Origin of the sequence: Bradyrhizobium sp. STM 3566 (assembly GCF_045571445.1) — a bacterium.
GTDB classification, from domain to species: domain Bacteria; phylum Pseudomonadota; class Alphaproteobacteria; order Rhizobiales; family Xanthobacteraceae; genus Bradyrhizobium; species Bradyrhizobium vignae.
Window position 1 is genome coordinate 7,465,016 of the sequence record NZ_CP120692.1, and the last position, 18,393, is coordinate 7,483,408.

General features: G+C 65.1%; 19 protein-coding genes, 1 tRNA gene and 1 pseudogene. 13 read left to right on the plus strand and 8 right to left on the minus strand.

The window, feature by feature from the left end; genetic code table 11:
- Positions 1 to 166: 166 nt before the first annotated feature.
- Together P6U27_RS35470 and P6U27_RS35475 are read right to left on the minus strand one after the other, a co-directional pair.
- A tRNA-Arg gene (locus P6U27_RS35470) sits at positions 167 to 243 on the minus strand.
- Positions 244 to 605: 362 nt separating this feature from the next.
- Positions 606 to 2,105: a HAMP domain-containing sensor histidine kinase gene (locus P6U27_RS35475; RefSeq protein WP_122405998.1), complete on the minus strand. Its 1,500-nt coding sequence runs from the start codon at positions 2,103 to 2,105 to the stop codon at positions 606 to 608.
- Between the two features lie 349 nt (positions 2,106 to 2,454).
- On the opposite strand from P6U27_RS35475, the gene rpmH reads away from it, so the two are divergent.
- The 11 genes and pseudogenes from rpmH (at position 2,455) to dapE (ending at position 11,392) form a co-directional block, all read left to right on the plus strand.
- Positions 2,455 to 2,589 carry a 50S ribosomal protein L34 gene (rpmH, locus tag P6U27_RS35480; RefSeq protein ID WP_008542748.1) on the plus strand — a complete coding sequence of 45 codons (135 nt, stop codon included), beginning with the start codon at positions 2,455 to 2,457 and terminating at the stop codon, positions 2,587 to 2,589.
- A gap of 26 nt (positions 2,590 to 2,615) precedes the next feature.
- Positions 2,616 to 3,032 (plus strand): ribonuclease P protein component, encoded by a 417-nt coding sequence (gene rnpA / locus P6U27_RS35485; protein ID WP_129144554.1) that lies wholly within the window; start codon positions 2,616 to 2,618, stop codon positions 3,030 to 3,032.
- Positions 3,033 to 3,048: 16 nt separating this feature from the next.
- Positions 3,049 to 4,905, plus strand: coding sequence for a membrane protein insertase YidC (gene yidC / locus P6U27_RS35490; protein WP_129144553.1), 1,857 nt, complete (start codon positions 3,049 to 3,051; stop codon positions 4,903 to 4,905).
- Positions 4,906 to 5,071: 166 nt separating this feature from the next.
- Positions 5,072 to 5,725 (plus strand): ribosome biogenesis GTP-binding protein YihA/YsxC, encoded by a 654-nt coding sequence (gene yihA, locus P6U27_RS35495; protein WP_122406001.1) that lies wholly within the window; start codon positions 5,072 to 5,074, stop codon positions 5,723 to 5,725.
- Positions 5,725 to 6,090, plus strand: coding sequence for a DUF423 domain-containing protein (locus tag P6U27_RS35500; RefSeq protein ID WP_162500660.1), 366 nt, complete (start codon positions 5,725 to 5,727; stop codon positions 6,088 to 6,090). The genes yihA and P6U27_RS35500 overlap by 1 nt, the downstream gene beginning before the upstream one ends.
- 226 nt (positions 6,091 to 6,316) lie before the next feature.
- Positions 6,317 to 7,204 (plus strand): acetylglutamate kinase, encoded by an 888-nt coding sequence (argB, locus tag P6U27_RS35505; protein ID WP_122406003.1) that lies wholly within the window; start codon positions 6,317 to 6,319, stop codon positions 7,202 to 7,204.
- 158 nt (positions 7,205 to 7,362) lie between these two features.
- Entirely contained in the window at positions 7,363 to 8,349 is a 987-nt protein-coding gene (locus P6U27_RS35510; protein WP_407194531.1) for a DUF1036 domain-containing protein, read from the plus strand.
- Positions 8,350 to 8,363: 14 nt separating this feature from the next.
- Positions 8,364 to 9,056, plus strand: coding sequence for a pyrimidine 5'-nucleotidase (locus P6U27_RS35515; RefSeq protein ID WP_129144551.1), 693 nt, complete (start codon positions 8,364 to 8,366; stop codon positions 9,054 to 9,056).
- A gap of 237 nt (positions 9,057 to 9,293) precedes the next feature.
- Positions 9,294 to 10,139, plus strand: a complete 846-nt coding sequence (dapD, locus tag P6U27_RS35520; RefSeq protein WP_129144550.1) for a 2,3,4,5-tetrahydropyridine-2,6-dicarboxylate N-succinyltransferase — start codon at positions 9,294 to 9,296, stop codon at positions 10,137 to 10,139.
- Positions 10,140 to 10,229, plus strand: a pseudogene (locus tag P6U27_RS35525) (DUF805 domain-containing protein); the annotation flags it as partial.
- Positions 10,226 to 11,392: a succinyl-diaminopimelate desuccinylase gene (gene dapE / locus P6U27_RS35530; RefSeq protein WP_129144549.1), complete on the plus strand. Its 1,167-nt coding sequence runs from the start codon at positions 10,226 to 10,228 to the stop codon at positions 11,390 to 11,392. The pseudogene P6U27_RS35525 and the gene dapE, both read left to right, overlap by 4 nt.
- 169 nt (positions 11,393 to 11,561) lie before the next feature.
- Here dapE and truA read toward each other — a convergent pair whose 3' ends face one another.
- The 3 genes from truA to def form a co-directional block, all read right to left on the minus strand.
- Complete coding sequence (truA, locus tag P6U27_RS35535) at positions 11,562 to 12,299, minus strand: tRNA pseudouridine(38-40) synthase TruA (protein WP_122406007.1); 738 nt, start codon at positions 12,297 to 12,299, stop codon at positions 11,562 to 11,564.
- Positions 12,299 to 13,222 (minus strand): methionyl-tRNA formyltransferase, encoded by a 924-nt coding sequence (gene fmt / locus P6U27_RS35540; RefSeq protein ID WP_129144548.1) that lies wholly within the window; start codon positions 13,220 to 13,222, stop codon positions 12,299 to 12,301. Before fmt ends, truA begins: the two co-directional genes overlap by 1 nt.
- A 132-nt stretch (positions 13,223 to 13,354) precedes the next feature.
- Entirely contained in the window at positions 13,355 to 13,882 is a 528-nt protein-coding gene (gene def, locus P6U27_RS35545) for a peptide deformylase (protein WP_122406009.1), read from the minus strand.
- 170 nt (positions 13,883 to 14,052) lie between these two features.
- On the opposite strand from def, the gene P6U27_RS35550 reads away from it, so the two are divergent.
- Together P6U27_RS35550 and P6U27_RS35555 are read left to right on the plus strand one after the other, a co-directional pair.
- Positions 14,053 to 15,255, plus strand: a complete 1,203-nt coding sequence (locus tag P6U27_RS35550; protein ID WP_122406010.1) for a DNA recombination protein RmuC — start codon at positions 14,053 to 14,055, stop codon at positions 15,253 to 15,255.
- A gap of 188 nt (positions 15,256 to 15,443) precedes the next feature.
- Positions 15,444 to 16,808 carry an AmpG family muropeptide MFS transporter gene (locus P6U27_RS35555; RefSeq protein WP_129144546.1) on the plus strand — a complete coding sequence of 455 codons (1,365 nt, stop codon included), beginning with the start codon at positions 15,444 to 15,446 and terminating at the stop codon, positions 16,806 to 16,808.
- A 130-nt stretch (positions 16,809 to 16,938) separates the two neighbouring features.
- Here the strand turns inward: P6U27_RS35555 and P6U27_RS35560 are convergent, their stop codons facing one another.
- The 3 genes from P6U27_RS35560 to P6U27_RS35570 form a co-directional block, all read right to left on the minus strand.
- Positions 16,939 to 17,373: a hypothetical protein gene (locus tag P6U27_RS35560; RefSeq protein ID WP_122406013.1), complete on the minus strand. Its 435-nt coding sequence runs from the start codon at positions 17,371 to 17,373 to the stop codon at positions 16,939 to 16,941.
- Positions 17,374 to 17,461: 88 nt separating this feature from the next.
- Positions 17,462 to 18,064, minus strand: a complete 603-nt coding sequence (gene recR, locus P6U27_RS35565) for a recombination mediator RecR (protein WP_129146171.1) — start codon at positions 18,062 to 18,064, stop codon at positions 17,462 to 17,464.
- Between the two features lies 1 nt (position 18,065).
- A complete protein-coding gene (locus P6U27_RS35570) occupies positions 18,066 to 18,386 on the minus strand; it encodes a YbaB/EbfC family nucleoid-associated protein (RefSeq protein WP_122406015.1) in 321 nt (106 codons plus the stop codon).
- Positions 18,387 to 18,393 lie beyond the last annotated feature (7 nt).

Genomic DNA, 18,393 nt, shown 5'->3' on the forward strand with positions numbered 1-18,393 from the left:
TGCAGGCTTCTCTGGCACGGTCTTCCGGGCACACCATGTCCCGTGTCTGTCCTTGATAACGCCCATCAACACGCGCACGATTTGACCCACCGCTTGTGACCACCACGCGGCAGCTAAGCGCTTGTATCTGCGCTACTAATTGATTTTCAATAGGAACTCGTGCAAGTGGCGCGCCCGGAACGATTCGAACGTCCGACCCTCAGATTCGTAGTCTGATGCTCTATCCAGCTGAGCTACGGGCGCGTTTTCGCAAACAGCGCGGGCATGACCCGCAAGCAGCCCCCCGGGCGGAGCCGGAGGGGGTGCGAAAGAGCGCTCTGACTAACCGCTCTTGCCGGCGTTGGCAAGGTCCGGGATGGGGAGATTTTGCAGGGCGATAACGGTTTGAATGTCATTCCGGGGCGATGCGCAGCATCGAACCCGGAATGTCGCGCAAAACCTCGGATTCCGGGTTCTCGCTACGCGCGCCCCGGAATGACGCGAGGCTGTAGGCCTCTGGCCGACCTAAAGCGCGATGAGATTTGGATGAATCGTCATCGCGCTTTAGCTTGTTGTTTACGCATGATCTTTCCGGAAAACCGCTTCGCACTTTTCCGGATCATGCTTTAGGCCCTCTGCCGCTCGTTGCGGATGGAGAGCAGTTCCACGGGACGGTCGGGGATGACGATGCGGAAGGTGGCGCCGATGGTGCCTTCGACCAGGTGGATGTCGCCGCCATGGGCGCGGACCAGCTCGGCGGCGATGGCAAGGCCAAGGCCGCTGCCGCCGGGGCGGCCGGAGGTCTGGAAGGCCTCGAACAGGTGCTCCCGAGTCTTCTGGGGAACGCCGGGACCGGTGTCGGAGACCTCGATAATGGCGACGGCGCCTTCGCGCTTTCCGGTGATCCGGATCTGCTGCACCCGGCCCTCACCCGAGGCATGGCTTTCGAGCGCCTGGGCGGCGTTGCGGACGAGGTTGAGCAATACGCGGAACAGCTGGTCGGGATCGGCATCGACCGCGAGCCCGCGCTCGATCGCAGCGACCCAGGCGATCGAGGCGTCGTTGGTGAGGCCTGCGGTCTCGCGCACCTCCATCACCACGGGCTCGATCAGGATCATGCGGCGGTCGGGCGCGGCCTCCTGGGCGCGGCCATAAGACAATGTCGATTGGCAGAAGGCGATGGCGCGCTCGAGCGAGCGCACGAGCTTGGGCGCAAAGCGCTGCACCCGCGGATCCGGCACGCTGGCGAGCTGGTCCGACAGCAGCTGGGCCGAGGCGAGCAGATTGCGCAGGTCGTGATTGATCTTGGAGACAGCAAGGCCGAGCGCCGCGAGCCGGCTCTTCTGGTTCAGCATCGACATCAGATCGCGCTGCATGTCCGACAATTCGCGCTCGGCCACCCCGATCTCATCGCTGCGCTGGCTCGGCACGATGATCCCGGCCGAACTCTCGGGGTTCTCGTGGAAGCCGACCAGGCTCGCGGTCAGCCGCCGCATCGGCCGCACGAAGAGATAATGGAGAGCGAGATAGACGAGGCCCGCGGTCAAGACCGCGATGATCAGCGCGACCACCACGACGTTGCGGGAGAAGCGGTACATCTGCCGCCGCAGCGGCAGCTCGTCGGTGACGATCTCGATGAACTGGGCATTGCCGACCCCGGGACCGACGACGCGGATGGCCTGGTTGCCGGTCTCCAGCATCATCCGGAACGAGCCGGTGATCGCCTCCCAGGCGGTCATGTCGCGCAGGTCGATGTCATGCTCGATGGCGGAGGGAATGTTGTCGCTGGCGAGCAACCGGCGCTGCTGGCCCATCTTGATGGCGACGGCGCGGGCATTGATGCTTTTCAGGATCTGACGCGACAGCGAATCAGGCACCATGCCGAGCGGTGCCGCATCCAGCACCAGCGCCGCCGTGTTGGCCGCCGCAACGCGGTCATTCAGCCGGTTGACCCAGAAATTGGCGATGGCGGGCACGTAGAGCAGCACGGCGGCGATCATCACCAGGGGAATGGTGAGCAGCAGCAGCTTGCCAGATAGCCCGAGCCCGCGCGAGCCGCGGGGCCGCATCGCCGGCTGGTCCGGCTGATCCAGATCCTGGATCGGCTGGCGATCTGTGGATGCCACGAAATTCGCCCCTGTTGGCCTTGGCTGATCGAGGATGCGACCCGTCCGCAGTGCGGTCAAATTACGGATCGCTAATCTACCGAGGTAGGATGTAGGCGCTGATATCGCGAGTCGCCACCTCAAGAGTTAAAAACCCCGCGCAAACAGCGATATTGACGAGAATCGCGCGCTTGTGCGGCGTTGACGAAAAGAAGGCGCTCCCTTATAAGCCGCGCGAATTGTCCGCGATGACCCGGTGCGACACCGGGAGCGGCTCTCTTGGGGCCGAAAAGGGCCCGTTTTGGGCCGCATCTTCCGGACTCTACCATCAATTCTACAGGCAAATTGCCCGGTCAGCGGAGAAAAACCCGTGAAGCGGACTTATCAACCCAGCAAACTGGTGCGCAAGCGCCGTCACGGCTTCCGCGCCCGCCTCGCCACTGCCGGCGGCCGCAAGGTTCTCGCCGCCCGCCGCGCCCGCGGCCGCAAGCGTCTGAGCGCCTGAGCCGGACCCCCTTTTGGGATTTCATCATGGATCGGCTGAGGCAGCGGGCGGATTTCCTCGCCGTTGCCAATGGCGCGCGGGTGAATAGTCCCGCGTTCGTCCTGCAGAGCCGCCGCCGCGATGATCTCGGTCCGATCCGGATCGGCTTCACCGTCACCAAAAAGAACGGCAACGCCCCCGAGCGCAATCGCATCCGGCGCCGGCTTCGCGAGTTGGTGAAGCGGCTCGATCCGGTGTCGATGCAGCCCCATCATGATTATGTCCTGGTCGGCCGAAGGGACGCGCTCTCGCGCGACTTCGCCACCATGCTCGACGATCTGCGCATAGCCTTCTCTAAGCCCGCGCGGCATACGGCCAAGGGGACAGACAAGGGCCCGAGCAAAGGTCCCGCGAAAGCACGTGGCCAGAGGCCAGGCGCCCCCGCCAGCCGCAAACCGGATTGATGACGAGACATTAGAGATGACCGACAATCGCAATACCATTCTCGCCGTCATTCTGTCGGGCCTCGTCCTGATCGCCTGGCAATATTTCTACAATGTGCCCCAGATGGAGAAGCAGCGCGCCCAGCAGCAGGCGCAGTCCGAGCTCCAGAAGGGCAGCACGCCGCAGCCGACGGCCTCCGCAACGCCCGGCGCCGCGCCGCAGCCCGGCAGCACGGCACAGCCGTCCACTCCGGCCGCGAACCAGCAGGCGCAGCCGGTCGTCAGCCGCGACGCCGCGATCGCCGCCAGCCCGCGCGTGAAGATCGACACGCCGCGCATCGCCGGCAGCATCTCGCTGAAGGGCGGCCGCATCGACGACATCGCGCTGGTGCAATTCCGCGAAACCGTCGACCCGAAATCGCCGCCGATCGTCCTCTATTCGCCCTCGGGCACCGCCGAGCCTTATTACGCCGAATTCGGCTGGGTGGCGGCGACGGGCGTCACGGCGAAGATGCCCGATGCCCAGACCGTCTGGCAGCAGGAGGGCAGCGGCAGCCTGACGCCGACGAGCCCGGTGGTGCTGAAATGGGACAATGGCGACGGCCTCACCTTCCGCCGCACCATTGCGGTCGACGACCATTATCTCTTCACGGTCAAGGACGAGGTGAGCAATGTCGGCAATGCGCCTGTCACGCTCTATCCGTTCGCGCTGATCTCGCGCCACGGCGCGCCGCAAGTTTCGGGCTATTACATCCTGCATGAAGGCCTGATCGGCTATCTCGGCGACCAGGGCTTGCAGGAATACGCTTACAAGAAGGTGGACGAAGCCAAGCAGGTGAACTTCAACAACGTCATCAACGGCTGGCTCGGCATCACCGACAAGTACTGGGCCTCGGCGCTGCTGCCCGACACCAACGCCAAGCTGCAGGCGCGATTCTCGTCGAACCCATCGGGCAATCTCCACACCTACCAGACCGACTATCTGCTCGATCCCGTCACCATCGCGATCGGCGGCACCGGGACCGCCAATGCGCGGCTGTTCGCCGGCGCCAAGGAAGCCGGCGTCGTCGGCGTGTTCCCGTTTGCGGGTCTCGGCGGCTACAACAAGGCGCTGGGGCTGAACCATTTCGATCTGTTGATCGACTGGGGCTGGTTCTACTTCATCACCAAGCCGATGTTCCTCGGCCTCGACTTCTTCTACCGCTTCTTCGGCAATTTCGGCATCTCGATCCTGCTCGTCACCGTGATCGTGAAGCTGCTGTTCTTCCCGCTGGCGAACAAGTCCTACGCCTCGATGGCGAAGATGAAGTCGATCCAGCCGCAGCTTCAGGCGCTCAAGGAGCGCTACCCTGATGACAAGGTGAAGCAGCAGCAGGAGATGATGGAAATCTACCGCAAGGAGAAGATCAACCCGGTCGCCGGCTGTCTTCCCGTGGTGATCCAGATCCCGGTGTTCTTCTCACTGTACAAGGTGCTGTTCGTCACCATCGAGATGCGGCACGCGCCGTTCATCGGCTGGATCAAGGACCTCTCCGCGCCGGATCCGACCAATTTGTTCAACCTGTTCGGACTGATCCCGTTCGATCCGACCACGATTCCGGTGTTCGGCCATTACCTCGCGCTCGGCATCTGGCCGATCATCATGGGCATCACGATGTGGTTCCAGATGAAGCTGAACCCGACGCCGCCGGATCCGACGCAGCAGATCATCTTCAACTGGATGCCGCTGATCTTCACCTTCATGCTGGCCGGTTTCCCGGCAGGCCTCGTGATCTACTGGGCCTGGAACAACCTGCTCTCGGTGATCCAGCAGAGCTACATCATGCGCCGCAACGGCGTGAAGGTGGAGCTGCTCGACAATCTCAAGGCGACGTTCGCGAGGAAGGCGACGTAATCGTCATTGCGGGCGCAAATGCCTCCACGTCGTCGTGCCCGGGCTTGTCCCGGGCATCCACGTTTAGGAGGGTGCTCGACAGCCAGACGTGGATGGCCGGGACATCTGAACGGGAAGACGCGCTTCGCGCTTTTGCCCGGCCACGACGAGAGGGTAGACCGAGCGGATGAACGACAAGACCGATGAGCGACTGATCGAAGCCGGGCGAAAACTATTCGCCCGCGACTGGCAGTTCATCTGGGCCTCGCCCTCGATCGAAACGCTGCCGCCGATGGCGGGGCTGGAGATCGCCTTTGCCGGCCGCTCCAATGTCGGCAAGTCCAGCCTGATCAACGCGCTCACCGGCCGCAACAACCTCGCGCGCACCTCGCATACGCCGGGCCGCACCCAGGAGCTGATCTTCTTCGAGGTCCCCGGCAAGACCGACCTGCGGCTCGTCGACATGCCCGGCTACGGCTACGCCAAGGCGCCCAAGAGCCAGGTCGCGTCCTGGACCGAGCTGATCCACAAATTCCTGCTGGGACGCGCGTCGCTGGCGCGCGTCTACGTGCTGATCGACGCACGGCACGGCCTCAAGGACGTCGATCTCGAAGTCCTCAAGACGCTCGATCGCTCCGCCGTCAGCTACCAGATCGTGCTGACCAAGGCCGACCAGGTGAAAGCCGCCGAGCTTCAAACGCGCATCGCCGAGACCGAGGCCGCGCTGGCCAAACACCCGGCCGCGTTCCCGACCGTGCTCGCGACCTCGTCACGCAGCTCGACCGGCATGGAGAGCTTGCGCGCCGCGATGGCGAAGCTGTTGGAAGAGCGGGCCCCGTGATGCTCGCGCACCGCCTGTTGCTTGGGCTTGCCGGTTTGACGGGCGCCGCCGGCGTTGCGCTGGCCGCCGCCTCCGCTCATGGCGCCGATGCCGGCCGGCTTGCCTCGGCGAGCGCCATGCTGCTGTTTCATGCAACGGCCATACTCGCGACCGTCGCCTTGCTCGCGCGCGGCCTTCTGCACGGCGGAATTGGACTCGTGGCGGCGTTCGGCTTCGTGATCGGGGCCGCGCTGTTCGCGGGCGATCTCACCTTGCGGCAATATGCCGGACACTCGCTGTTTCCGTACGCGGCGCCGACCGGGGGAACGGTGATGATCTTGAGCTGGCTGACGGTGACATTGGCGGCGCTGGTGCCTAGCAAGTGATGCTTTCTTCCTTCTCCCCTTGTGGGAGAAGGTGGCGCGAAGCGCCGGATGAGGGGTGTCTCTCCACAGGAGTGCTCGCGGAGAGAGGCCCCTCACCCGCCTCGCTTCGCAAGGCACCCTCTCCCACGAGGAGACCCACGAGGGGAGAGGGGAAGAACATCGCTTTGCGCTGCCCCCGCCAATCGGATAGAACGCGCACCGACCGACCCGCCAGCGAGACCGCGATATGACCGACATCTCCCCGCTCGACCAGGCCCGCATCCTGTCCGAAGCGCTGCCGCACATGCAGCAGTATGACGAGGAAACCATCGTCATCAAATATGGCGGCCATGCCATGGGCGATGAGGAGACTGCGAAGAACTTTGCCCGCGACATCGTGCTGCTCGAGCAGACCGCGATCAATCCTGTCGTGGTGCATGGCGGCGGGCCGCAGATCGCGACCATGCTCAAGCGCCTCGGCATCGTCTCGGAATTCGCCGCGGGTCTGCGCATCACCGATGCCGCGACCATCGAGATCGTCGAGATGGTGCTGGCGGGCTCGATCAACAAGCAGCTCGTCGGCTACATCAACGAGGCCGGCGGCAAGGCCGTCGGCCTCTGCGGCAAGGACGGCAACATGGTGAAGGCGTCGAAGACGACGCGCACCATCATGGATCCGGACTCGCATATCGAGAAGGCGGTCGATCTCGGCTTCGTCGGGGACCCCGAGAAGGTCGACCTCACGCTGCTCAACCAGCTGATCGGTTACGAGCTGATCCCGGTGCTGGCGCCGCTCGCGACGTCGCACGACGGCCAGACGCTGAACATCAACGCCGACACCTTTGCCGGCGCGGTCGCGGGCGCGCTGAAGGCCAAGCGCCTGTTGCTGCTCACCGACGTGCCTGGTGTGCTCGACAAGTCCAAGAAGCTCATTCCGGAGCTGTCGATCAAGGACGCGCGAAAGCTGATCGCCGACGGCACCATTTCGGGCGGCATGATCCCGAAGGTCGAGACCTGCATCTACGCGCTCGAACAGGGCGTGCAGGGCGTCGTCATCATCGACGGCAAGATGCAGCACGCGGTGCTGCTCGAGCTCTTCACCAACCAGGGCACGGGCACGCTGATCCACAAGTGATGCGGGAGCGGAAAAGGAAAGCCGTCATGGCCGGGCTCGTCCCGGCCATCCACGATCTTTCGTCCCGCGTCAACAACGTGGATGCCCGGGACAAGCCCGGGCGTGACGAGCGGAGAGAGCAGAGACAACACCACCGCTCGTCCCTCACCCGCTTCATGATGACGGTGCCGGCCGCGGTCGTGTCGTTCCTCTTCTCCTCCGCGCCGGCTTTGGCCGATCTCAAAATCTGCAACCGCATGTCCTATGTCGTCGAAGCCGCGATCGGCATCGACGACAAGGCGGCGACCGCGACGCGCGGCTGGTTCGGGATCGATCCCGCCGCCTGCCGCGTGGTGGTGCAGGGCACGCTGACCGCCGACCGCATCCTGCTCAACGCCCGCGCGCTCGGCGTCTACGGCGCCTCCCCGATCCCGCAAAGCGGCAGCGACATGCTCTGCGTGGCGCAGGACAATTTCGTCATCGCCGCGGCACGACAGTGCCGCAGCGGGCAGACGCAAGTCCCGTTCACGCAAGTGACGCCGACGCAAGGCGCGGACGGCAACCTCGTTGCCTACCTCGCCGAGGATTCCGAATATGACGACGAGCAGGCGCGCCTCGCCGGCATCCAGCGACTGCTGGTGATCGCCGGCTACGACGCAGCGCCGATCGACGGAGTCGACGGGCCGAAGACGCAAGCCGCGCTCGCCGCCTTCCTGAAGAGCCGCGGCCTGTCGTCGGACATCGTGGGCTCACAAACCTTCTTCAAGACCATGGTCGATGCGGTGCAGACGCCCTCCGCGACCGGGCTGACCTGGTGCAACGACACGCCGCACAAGGTGATGGCGGCGATCGCGACCGATGACGGCAAGTCCGTGACGAGCCGCGGCTGGTATCGCATCGATCCCAAGACCTGCCTGCACCCCGACGTGACCGGTCAGCCGAAGCAGATCTTCAGCTTCGCGGAAGCGGTCGATGCCGACAACCGCGTCGTCAAGCTCAAGGACCGGCCGCTGAACTGGGGCGGCGACAGGCAGCTCTGCACGCGCGAGACCAAGTTCGAGACCAGCGAGCAGACCGATTGCGGCGCGCGCGGTTTTACGCCGACGGGCTTTGGCACCGTCGACATGTCGAGCGGCGGCAAGACGCTGCGGTTCGCGGTGCCGTGATCGAGATGGTTGTCATGAAAACTCCCCGCAGCTTCGCGCATGTCGACACCTGGGTGTTCGATCTCGACAACACGCTCTATCCGCATCACGTCAATCTGTGGCAGCAGGTCGATGCGCGGATCGGGGAGTTCGTCTGCAACTGGCTGAACGTCGGCCCGGAGCAAGCGCGCAAGATCCAGAAGGATTATTACCTTCGCTTCGGCACCACGATGCGCGGCATGATGACGCTGCATGGCGTCCGCGCCGACGACTATCTCGCTTACGTCCACAAGATCGACCACTCGCCGCTCGAGCCGAACCCGGCTCTCGGCGCAGCCATCGCAAAGCTGCCGGGCCGGAAGCTTATCCTCACCAATGGCTCGGTCGACCATGTCGATGCGGTGCTGGCGCGGCTTGGCTTCGCCAGACATTTCGACGGCGTGTTCGACATCATCGCCGCCGAGTTCGAACCGAAACCGGCGCCGCAGACCTACCAGAAATTCCTCAGCCAGCATGCGGTCGAGCCGACCCGCGCCGCCATGTTCGAAGACCTCGCCCGCAACCTCACCGTCCCGCACCAGCTCGGCATGACCACGGTGCTGGTGGTGCCGGACGGGACGAAAGAAGTGGTGCGCGAGGACTGGGAGCTGGAGGGTCGGGACGCGGCCCATGTCGATCACGTCACGGATGATCTGGCGGGGTTTTTGGGCAGGCTGTCACCACAATAGCCGCCGCCGTCCCGAGCGAGCATAAGCGCAGACCCGGGCCCCATGACTACGGGATTTGGTCGCAGCGCGAGGTCGCAACTTCCGAGTCTTCGCCAAAAGCGCTCCCTGTGGTTACTGCGCGCGCCTGAGGGCGCGCTTGTGCGGGATGACGGGAGAGTATGCTTGACTCCACCCTTCCAAATCCCGAAAAAGCGCTCCAATCTCGTCAAAATTCCCGCGTCCCCAGAGGAAATCCCGATGTCCCTTGCAGCCCTCGAATCCACCATCAACAGCGCCTTCGAGGCGCGTGACGGCATCTCGACCACGACCAAGGGCGAGGTGCGCGAGGCCGTGGACCAGGCGCTGGAGACCCTGGACAAGGGCGAGGCGCGCGTTGCCGAGCGCGGCGCTGACGGCAAGTGGAAGGTCAATCAGTGGCTGAAGAAGGCCGTGCTGCTGTCGTTCCGCCTCAACGACATGGGCGTCATTCCCGGCGGCCCGGGCAAGGCGACCTGGTGGGACAAGGTGCCCTCGAAGTTCGAGGGCTGGGGCGAGAACCGTTTTCGCGATGCCGGATTTCGCGCGGTGCCGGGGGCAGTGGTGCGCCGCTCGGCCTTCATCGCCAAGAACGTCGTCTTGATGCCGTCCTTCGTCAATCTCGGCGCTTATGTCGATGAGAGCACGATGGTCGACACCTGGGCCACCGTCGGCTCCTGCGCGCAGATCGGCAAGCGCGTCCACATCTCCGGCGGCGCCGGCATCGGCGGCGTGCTCGAGCCGCTGCAGGCCGAACCTGTCATCATCGAGGACGACTGCTTCATCGGCGCGCGCTCCGAAGTCGCCGAAGGCGTGATCGTGCGCAAGGGCGCGGTGCTGGCGATGGGCGTGTTCCTGGGCGCCTCGACCAAGATCGTCGATCGCGAGACCGGCGAGGTCTTCATGGGCGAAGTGCCCGAATATTCGGTGGTGGTGCCCGGCGCGCTGCCCGGCAAGCCGATGAAGAACGGTCAGATCGGCCCGAGCACCGCCTGCGCCGTGATCGTCAAGCGCGTCGACGAGCGGACGCGGTCGAAGACGAGCATCAACGAGCTGCTGCGGGATTGATCGGAGGGCTGGGACCAGAGCCGCGAGATCGAAATTGTCCCGCCCAGCGCTAGCCCACCCGGCGGCATGCATGTTAAGCGGGGCGCATGACCGATGCTCTCTCCATTGCCCGTGACCTCATCCGCTGCCCCTCGGTGACACCGGCCGATGCCGGTGCGCTGGGGGTGCTCGAAAAAGCCCTCGGCGCCGCCGGCTTCACCTGCCACCGCGTGACCTTCAGCGAGGAAGGCACCGCCGACGTCGACAATCTCTATGCGCGGATCGGCACGGAAGGACCGCACATCACCTTTGCCGGCCACACCGACGTGGTGCCGCCGGGCGACGAGAGCGCCTGGAGTGTCGGCGCGTTCTCGGGCGAGGTGAAGGACGGCGTCCTGCACGGCCGCGGCGCGGTCGACATGAAGGGCGGTATTGCCTGCTCGGTCGCTGCAGCGCTGGAGCATCTCGCCGCCAATGGCGGCAAGCCGCGCAGCGACGGCAAGGGTTCGATCTCGTTCCTGATCACGGGCGATGAGGAAGACGTCTCCATCAACGGCACCATCAAGCTGCTCAAATGGGTCGCCGAGCGCGGCGAAAAATTCGATCATTGCGTGCTCGGCGAGCCCTCCAATGTCGAGACGCTCGGCGACACCATCAAGGTCGGCCGGCGCGGCTCGCAATCGGGCACACTTTACGTCGACGGCGTGCAGGGCCATGTCGCCTATCCGCACCGCGCCTCCAATCCGGTGCCGGATATCTCACGGCTGATCGTTGCGATCTCCGACGAGCCGCTCGACCACGGCAGCGCGCAATTCCAGGCCTCCAATCTGGAATTCGTCTCCGTCGATGTCGGCAACAAGGCCTTCAACGTCATCCCGGGCGAGGCCCGCGCGAAATTCAACATCCGCTACAACGACAACCACACCCAGGCGTCCTTGCGCGAATTGGTCGAGACGCGTCTCGCCAAAGCCTGCGGCAACCGCATCAAGGCCCGCATCGTCTGGGAGCCCTCGAACTCCAATGTGTTCGTGACCAAGCCGGGGCCGTTCACCGATCTTGCGGTGTCCGCGATCGAGGAGGTCACCGGTCGCAAGCCCGAGCTGTCGACCTCGGGCGGCACGTCGGATGCGCGCTTCATCTCCAGCTATTGCCCGGTGATCGAGTTCGGCCTGGTCGGGCAGACCATGCATCAGGTCGACGAGCGCGTGCCGGTGGCGGATCTGGAAAAGCTGACGAAGGTGTATCGCGGGATTTTGGCGAGGTATTTTGCTTGAGGCACGATATCGCCGAACATTCCGCCGTCATCGCCCGGCTTGACCGGGCGATCCAGTATTCCAGAGACGGCAGCGATTGAGCCGAGAGGCCGCGGCGTACTGGATGCCCCGGTCAAGCCGGGGCATGACACCGAGGGTTTGGCAAGAGCGTGCCCTGTGCGCCGCTCGCCTAATAGTCCACCTTCATCAGATACAGCCCCTCGGGCGGGGCGACGATGCCGCAGGCGGCGCGGTTGCGGGCTGCGAGTGCGGCGGAGAGATCGTCGGCGGTCCAGCGGCCTTCGCCGACCCAGACCAGCGAGCCCACCATCGAGCGCACCTGGCTGTGCAGGAACGAGCGCGCCGAGGTGATGACCGTGATCTCGCGGCCGTCGCGGATCACGTCGAGCTGGTCGAGCGTCTTCTCCGGCGATTTGGCCTGGCACTCGGTGTCGCGGAACGTGGTGAAATCGTGCTTGCCGAGCAGGCGCTGTGCCGCCGCATGCATCGCGTCGGCATCGAGCTTGCGCGGCACGCGCCAGGCGTGGCCGACGTCGAGCGCGAGATTGGCGCGGGTGTTGATGATGCGGTAGCGATAGTGGCGCTTGACGGCCGAAAAACGCGCCTCGAACGTATCAGGCACGATCTCGGCCTCGAGCACCGCAATCGGATGCGGGCGCAGATGCGCATTGAGGCCGTCGCGAAAACGGCCCGGCGGAAACTGCTTGTCGACGTCGACATGCGCGACCTGGCCACGGGCATGCACGCCGGCATCGGTGCGGCCGGCACCATGCACCCGCAAATCCGCGCCGGTCATCGCCTTCACGGCCGCCTGCAGCGCGCCCTGCACCGAGGGCAGCGTCTCCTGCACCTGCCAGCCGAAGAACGGCGCGCCGTCATATTCGATGGTGAGCTTGTAGCGGGGCATCAAGAAAACCGCATCGGCGGCTTGACCGGCACGCCGCGCAGGAACTCCGCGGCCTGCATGCGCGCCTTGCCCTCGCGCTGCAGCTCGATGATGCGGATGGCGCCGTCGCCGCAGGCGACGGTGAGGAGATCGTCGAGCACCTCGCCAGGGACGCCGGAGCCCTTTGCCAATTCGCAGCGCAGGATTTTAACGCGCGCATTCTCGAGCTCGGCCCAGGCGCCGGGGAACGGCGAGAGGCCATGGATGTGCCGAAGCACCGCGCGCGCCGGCTTGGTCCAATCGATCCGGGCCTCGGCCTTGTCGATCTTGGCGGCATAGGTGACGCCGTCCTTGCTCTGCTTCTTGAGCTGGAGGCCGCCGCGGTCGAGCGCGGCCATCGCGCGCACCATCAGGTCGGCTCCCAACCGGGACAGGCGATCGTGCAGGTCCTGCGCGGTCATACTGTCGGTGATTGCGATGCGCTCGGCCATGGCGACGTCGCCGGTGTCGAGGCCGACATCCATCTTCATCACCATCACACCGCTCTCGGCATCACCCGCCATGATCGCACGGTTGATGGGCGCGGCGCCGCGCCAGCGCGGCAGCAGCGAAGCATGCAGATTGTAGCAACCGAGCTCGGGCGCATCGAGGATCGCCTGCGGCAGGATCATGCCGTAGGCGACGACGACGGCCGCGTCGGCATCGAAGGCGCGGAACTCTTCCAGCGCCTCCGGCGTCTTCAGCGTTTTCGGCGTCAGCACGGGAACGCCGAGCTTTCGTGCAGCTTCCTCGACCGGCGTCGGCTGCAATTGCAGGCCGCGCCGCCCGCCCGGCTTCGGCGCGCGGGTGTAGACCGCCGCGATCTCATGGCCATGCGCGACGAGTTCGAGCAGCGTCGGCACGGAGAAGTCGGGCGTGCCCATGAAGATGAGGCGGAGGGGCATGTGGCTGCGTTCGGTGAGAGCTCTGGTTCTCCGTCATGTCCGGGCTTGTCCCGGGCATCCACGGTCTCGGCGACAAAGCAAGCAAGGCGTGGATGGCAGGGTCAAGCCCGGCCATGACGACGTGAGAGAGGCCTATTCCGCCGCGCGTTTGGCGGCTTTCTCGAACTTCTTCATGACGCGGTCGCGCTTCAGCTTCGACAGATAGTCGACGAACAGCACGCCGTTGAGATGGTCGATCTCGTGCTGGATGCAGGTTGCGTAGAGGCCTTCGGCGTCCTCCTCATGCACCTTGCCGTCGAGATCGGTGAAGCGCACGCGCACCTTCGCGGGGCGCTCGACCTCCTCGTAATATTCGGGGATCGACAGGCAGCCCTCCTCGTAAGTGGAGAGTTCCGCGGAGGAAGCGAGGATCTCGGGATTGATGAAGACGCGCGGCTCGTGCTTGGTCTCGCCGCTCTCGTCGCGCTTGGCGAGGTCCATGGTGATCAGACGCAAAGGCTGCGCGACCTGGATCGCAGCGAGGCCAATGCCGGGCGCGTCGTACATGGTCTCGAACATGTCGTCGGCAAGCTTGCGGATCTCGGCCGTGACCTTCTCGATCGGCTTGGAGACCAGGCGCAGCTGCTTGTCGGGCAGGATGATGATTTCTCGTAGGGCCATGGCGGCGATTTAAGCTGCGCGCCGGGTGCGGTCAATGCGGCCAGGAACCCCGTTAACCCTCCGCTGACCAAAAGCTTCAGGTTTCGTTGACCATAAAAGGTAGGGAGTTGTTAACCGCCGACGTTCCCTCTTCGTTCGTGCCCGACCGCGAATCGGCTAGAAGGGCTGGCATGAACGAGATCATTGTCATGCTCGGCGACTGGCCCGTGCGCACCGTCGATGCGCTGATCGGCTTCGGCGCCCTGGTCCTCATCCTGCTGGTTGTGATTGCGGTGGTGATCGCGCGCTCGGGGCGGCGCGGCGCGGAACTCGCGATGGCGCACGCGATCCGGGCCGACGAGCTCGAGGAGCGCCTCAGCGAGGTGCTGCGCGCCCAGAGCGAAGCCTCGGGCCGGGTCGACGCCATGACCCAGGCGCTGGCCGGCCGGCAGGCCGAGATGGCGCGCGCGGTCAACGAGCGGCTGGATTCGGTCACCCACCGCGTCGGCCAATCCATGGAACATTCGACCCGCAACACCATGGAGAGCCTGCGCGCGCTGCATGAGCGGCTCGGCATCATCGACAGCGCGCATAAGAACCTCACCGACCTCACCACCCAGGTGACCACCCTGCGCGACGTGCTCGCCAACAAGCAGTCGCGCGGCGCCTTCGGCCAGGCGCGGATGGAGGCGATCGTCCAGGACGGTCTCCCCAAGGGCTCCTACGAGTTCCAGTTCACGCTCTCGACCGGCAAGCGCCCGGACTGCGTCGTGTTCCTGCCCGACCAGCGCCCGCTCTGCATCGACGCGAAGTTTCCGCTGGAGGCGATGACGGCGCTGCACGACGCCCGCACCGACGAAGAGCGGCGCGTTGCTACGCAACGGTTGCGCGCCGACGTGATGAAGCATGTCAGCGATATCGCCGAAAAATATCTCGTCACCGGCGAGACCCAGGAGATGGCGCTGATGTTCGTGCCGTCGGAATCGGTCTATGCCGAGATCCATGACGGCTTCGACGACGTGATCCAGAAGGCCTATCGCGCCCGAATCGTGCTGGTGTCGCCCTCGCTCTTGATGCTCGCGATCCAGGTGATGCAGCAGATCATGAAGGATGCGCGCATGCGCGACGCCGCCGACCAGATCCGCACCGAGGTAATCAAGCTCGGCGACGACCTGGGCCGCCTGCGCGACCGCGTGCTGAAGCTGCAAAAACATTTTGCCGATGTGAACGAGGACGTCCGCCAGGTGCTGATCTCCGCCGACAAGATCGAAAAGCGCGCGGGGAGAATCGAGGAGCTCGATTTCAGCAAGAGCGATGCGGCGGCGGAGGGCCCGCGGCTGGTCGCGACGGCTGCGCCGGAACTGTTTCCGCGGAAGCTCCAGGCGGGGGAGTGAGATTAGGGCACACTGTCATGCCCCGCGAAGGCGGGGCATCCAGTACGCCGCGGCGGCTGTGATTGAACCGAGACGCTGGTGATTACTGGATCGTTTGCCTTCGCGGACGATGACACCGAGAGGGCGACGACAGCTCCTTTGTGGCGACAGGAACGACACCCGTCCCCAGAATCTGCTAACACCACCCCATGACCGCACCCGACGCGACTTCCCCTGCCGCGACTTCCGCACCCGCCATCTCCTGGCGCGACAGCCTTGCCGTTTACCTGCAGCCGCGGGTGCTGATCGTGCTGTTCCTCGGCTTCTCCTCGGGGCTGCCGCTGGCATTGTCAGGCTCGACGCTGCTGGTGTGGATGCGGGAGGCCGGGGTCGATCTCAAGACCATCGGGCTGTTCGCGCTGGTCGGCACGCCCTATACGCTGAAATTCCTGTGGGCGCCGCTGGTGGACGCGATGCATGTGCCATTGTTCACCCGCGTCTTCGGGCGGCGGCGCGGCTGGCTTGTATTCTCGCAGTTGCTGCTGATCGTCGCGATCCTGCTGCTGGCGATCACCGATCCGGCACGGTCGCCGTTCTACGTCGCGCTCGGCGCGCTGCTGGTGGCGACGACATCGTCGACGCAGGACATCGTGGTCGATGCCTTCCGCGTCGAGAGCCTGCCCGAGAGCGAGCAGGCCGCCGGCATGGCATCATACGTCGCTGCCTACCGCATCGGCATGCTGGTGTCGACCGCGGGCGCGCTGTTCATCGTCTCCGGCTTCGAGGGCACCGGCATCACCCGCACCTCGGCGTGGATGTGGGGCTATGTGGTGATGGCGGCAATGGTGCTGATCGGGACGATCACGGCGCTGATCGCGACCGAGCCCGAGCAATCGGTGCGCGCCGAAGCCGCGACCAAGGCCGAGACTGCGTTCGCGCGCGTGCTGCACGCGGCGATCGGCGCCTTCTCGGAATTCCTCTCGCGCAAGGATGCGCTCGCTGCGCTCGCCTTCGTGGTGCTGTTCAAGTTCACCGACGCCTTCTCGGGCACGATGACGGCGCCGTTCGTGATCGACCTCGGCTTCTCGCGCAACGACTATGCGGCGATCGTAAAGGGCGTCGGGCTCGCTGCGACGCTGATCGGCGGCTTTGCCGGCGGCTTCGTCGCGCGCCGCTACTCCCTGGCGACCTCGCTCTGGATCGGCGGCGTGGTGCAGGCGCTCGCCAATTTGTCCTTCTCCTGGCTCGCCGTGGTCGGCACCAATCAATGGGCGCTGGCGCTCGCCATCTGCGCCGAGAACTTCACCAGCGCGATCGGCACCGTGATCTTCGTCGCCTATCTTTCGGCGCTGTGCCAGAACCCGCTGCACACGGCGACGCAATATGCGCTGCTCACCGCGCTCGCGGCGGTGGGACGGACCTATCTGTCATCCGGCGCCGGCTTCGTGGCCGATACCACGGGCTGGGCGCTGTTCTTCGTGATCTGCGTGCTGGTGGCGATCCCGAGCCTGATCCTGCTGGCGTACCTGCAGAAGCGCGGGCATTTCGAGGCGCTGGGGCCGGTGCGGGTTTGACGCTCTACCCGCCGTCTTGCGAGCGAAGCGAAGCAATCCAGACTGCCGCGGTCGGAAGCAGTCTGGATTTGCTTCGTCGCAAGGGCTCCTCACAATGACGGCGGAGAGAGCGGTATGCGTCGCCCGCCCCCTACTGCTTCTTGATCAGGCTCCACTTCGTGATCACGGCCTCGCTCATCTGGCCGGCATCGCTGGCGCAGGCGATCTCGTCGACCTTGACCGAGATCTCCTTGCCGACGAACGACTTCAACTGCGCGGCCTGCGCGTCGCTGGAGGTGACGAGCTGGAAGGTTTCGGGTCCGGTCTCGAGATTGCAGAGCCCGTTCGGCGGCGGCAGGCGGCGCGGCTCGGAGGTGATCTGGTAGGTCGCAACGCGCTTGCCGTTCTTGGCGTCGCGCACCTTCATCGCGTTGAGCTCGCCGGAGAGCACGTCGCCGGTGTTGATCGGCTTGCCGGGCTTGGACGGCGGCGGCGCCTCGTCGCCCTGCTGCGCGGAGATGGCCGGGCTCACCAGCATCGTCATCATCGCGACCAAAGCCAAGCGTGTGGCGAAAAGTTTCGTCATGTCGTCCGTTCCGTAAAGTCTGGATGGAGATTCTTGTTTTGACGCGTTTTCTTCACGCGAACCGGTATCCACTTCGCTCGAAAACGCTTTAGAACAGGGTACGCTGCCGCATCGCAGCCGATAGCGTACCTTCATCGAGATAATCAAGCTCGCCACCGACAGGCACGCCATGGGCAAGCCGCGTCACCTTCACATTGGCGTCCTGAAGCAGGTCGGTGATGTAATGCGCCGTGGTCTGGCCGTCCACCGTCGCATTCAGCGCCAGGATGATCTCGTGCACCTGCGGGTCATGCGCGCGCGCCACCAGCGCGTCGATGCTGAGATCCTGCGGGCCGACGCCGTCGAGCGGCGACAATGTCGCGCCGAGTACATGATAGCGTCCCTGGGTCGCATTGGCCCGCTCCAGGGCCCAGAGGTCGGCGACGTCGGCGACGACGACGATGATGGAGGGATCGCGCTTCGGATCGGTGCAGACGGTGCAGGGGTTTTGCGTGTCGATGTTGCCGCAGGTCTTGCACACCTCGACCTTGTCGAGCGCGACCTGAAGGGCCGAGGACAACGGCATCATCAGCGCTTCGCGCTTCTTGATCAGGTGCAGCGCCGCGCGCCGGGCCGAGCGCGGACCAAGGCCCGGCAGCCGTGCGAGCAGCTGGACCAGCCGCTCGATCTCAGGACCTGCAACGGCGCCCATCTTACTGGCCGAACAGCCCCGGCGGCAGGCCGAGCCCGCCGGTGAGGGCCTGCATCTTCTCCTGCATGGCGGCCTCCGCCTTGCGGCGCGCATCACCAAAGGCGGTGACGAGCAGGTCTTCCAGCACCTCGCGTTCCTCCGCCTTCATCAGCGAGGGATCGATCTTGATGCCCTTCACGTCCATCTTGGCGGTCATGCGCACGGCGACGAGGCCACCGCCGGAGATGCCCTCGACCTCGACGTTGGCGAGCTGGTCCTGCATCTCCTGCATCTTGGATTGCAGCTGCGCCGCCTGCTTCATCATGCCGAGAAAATCAGCCATCGGTGCC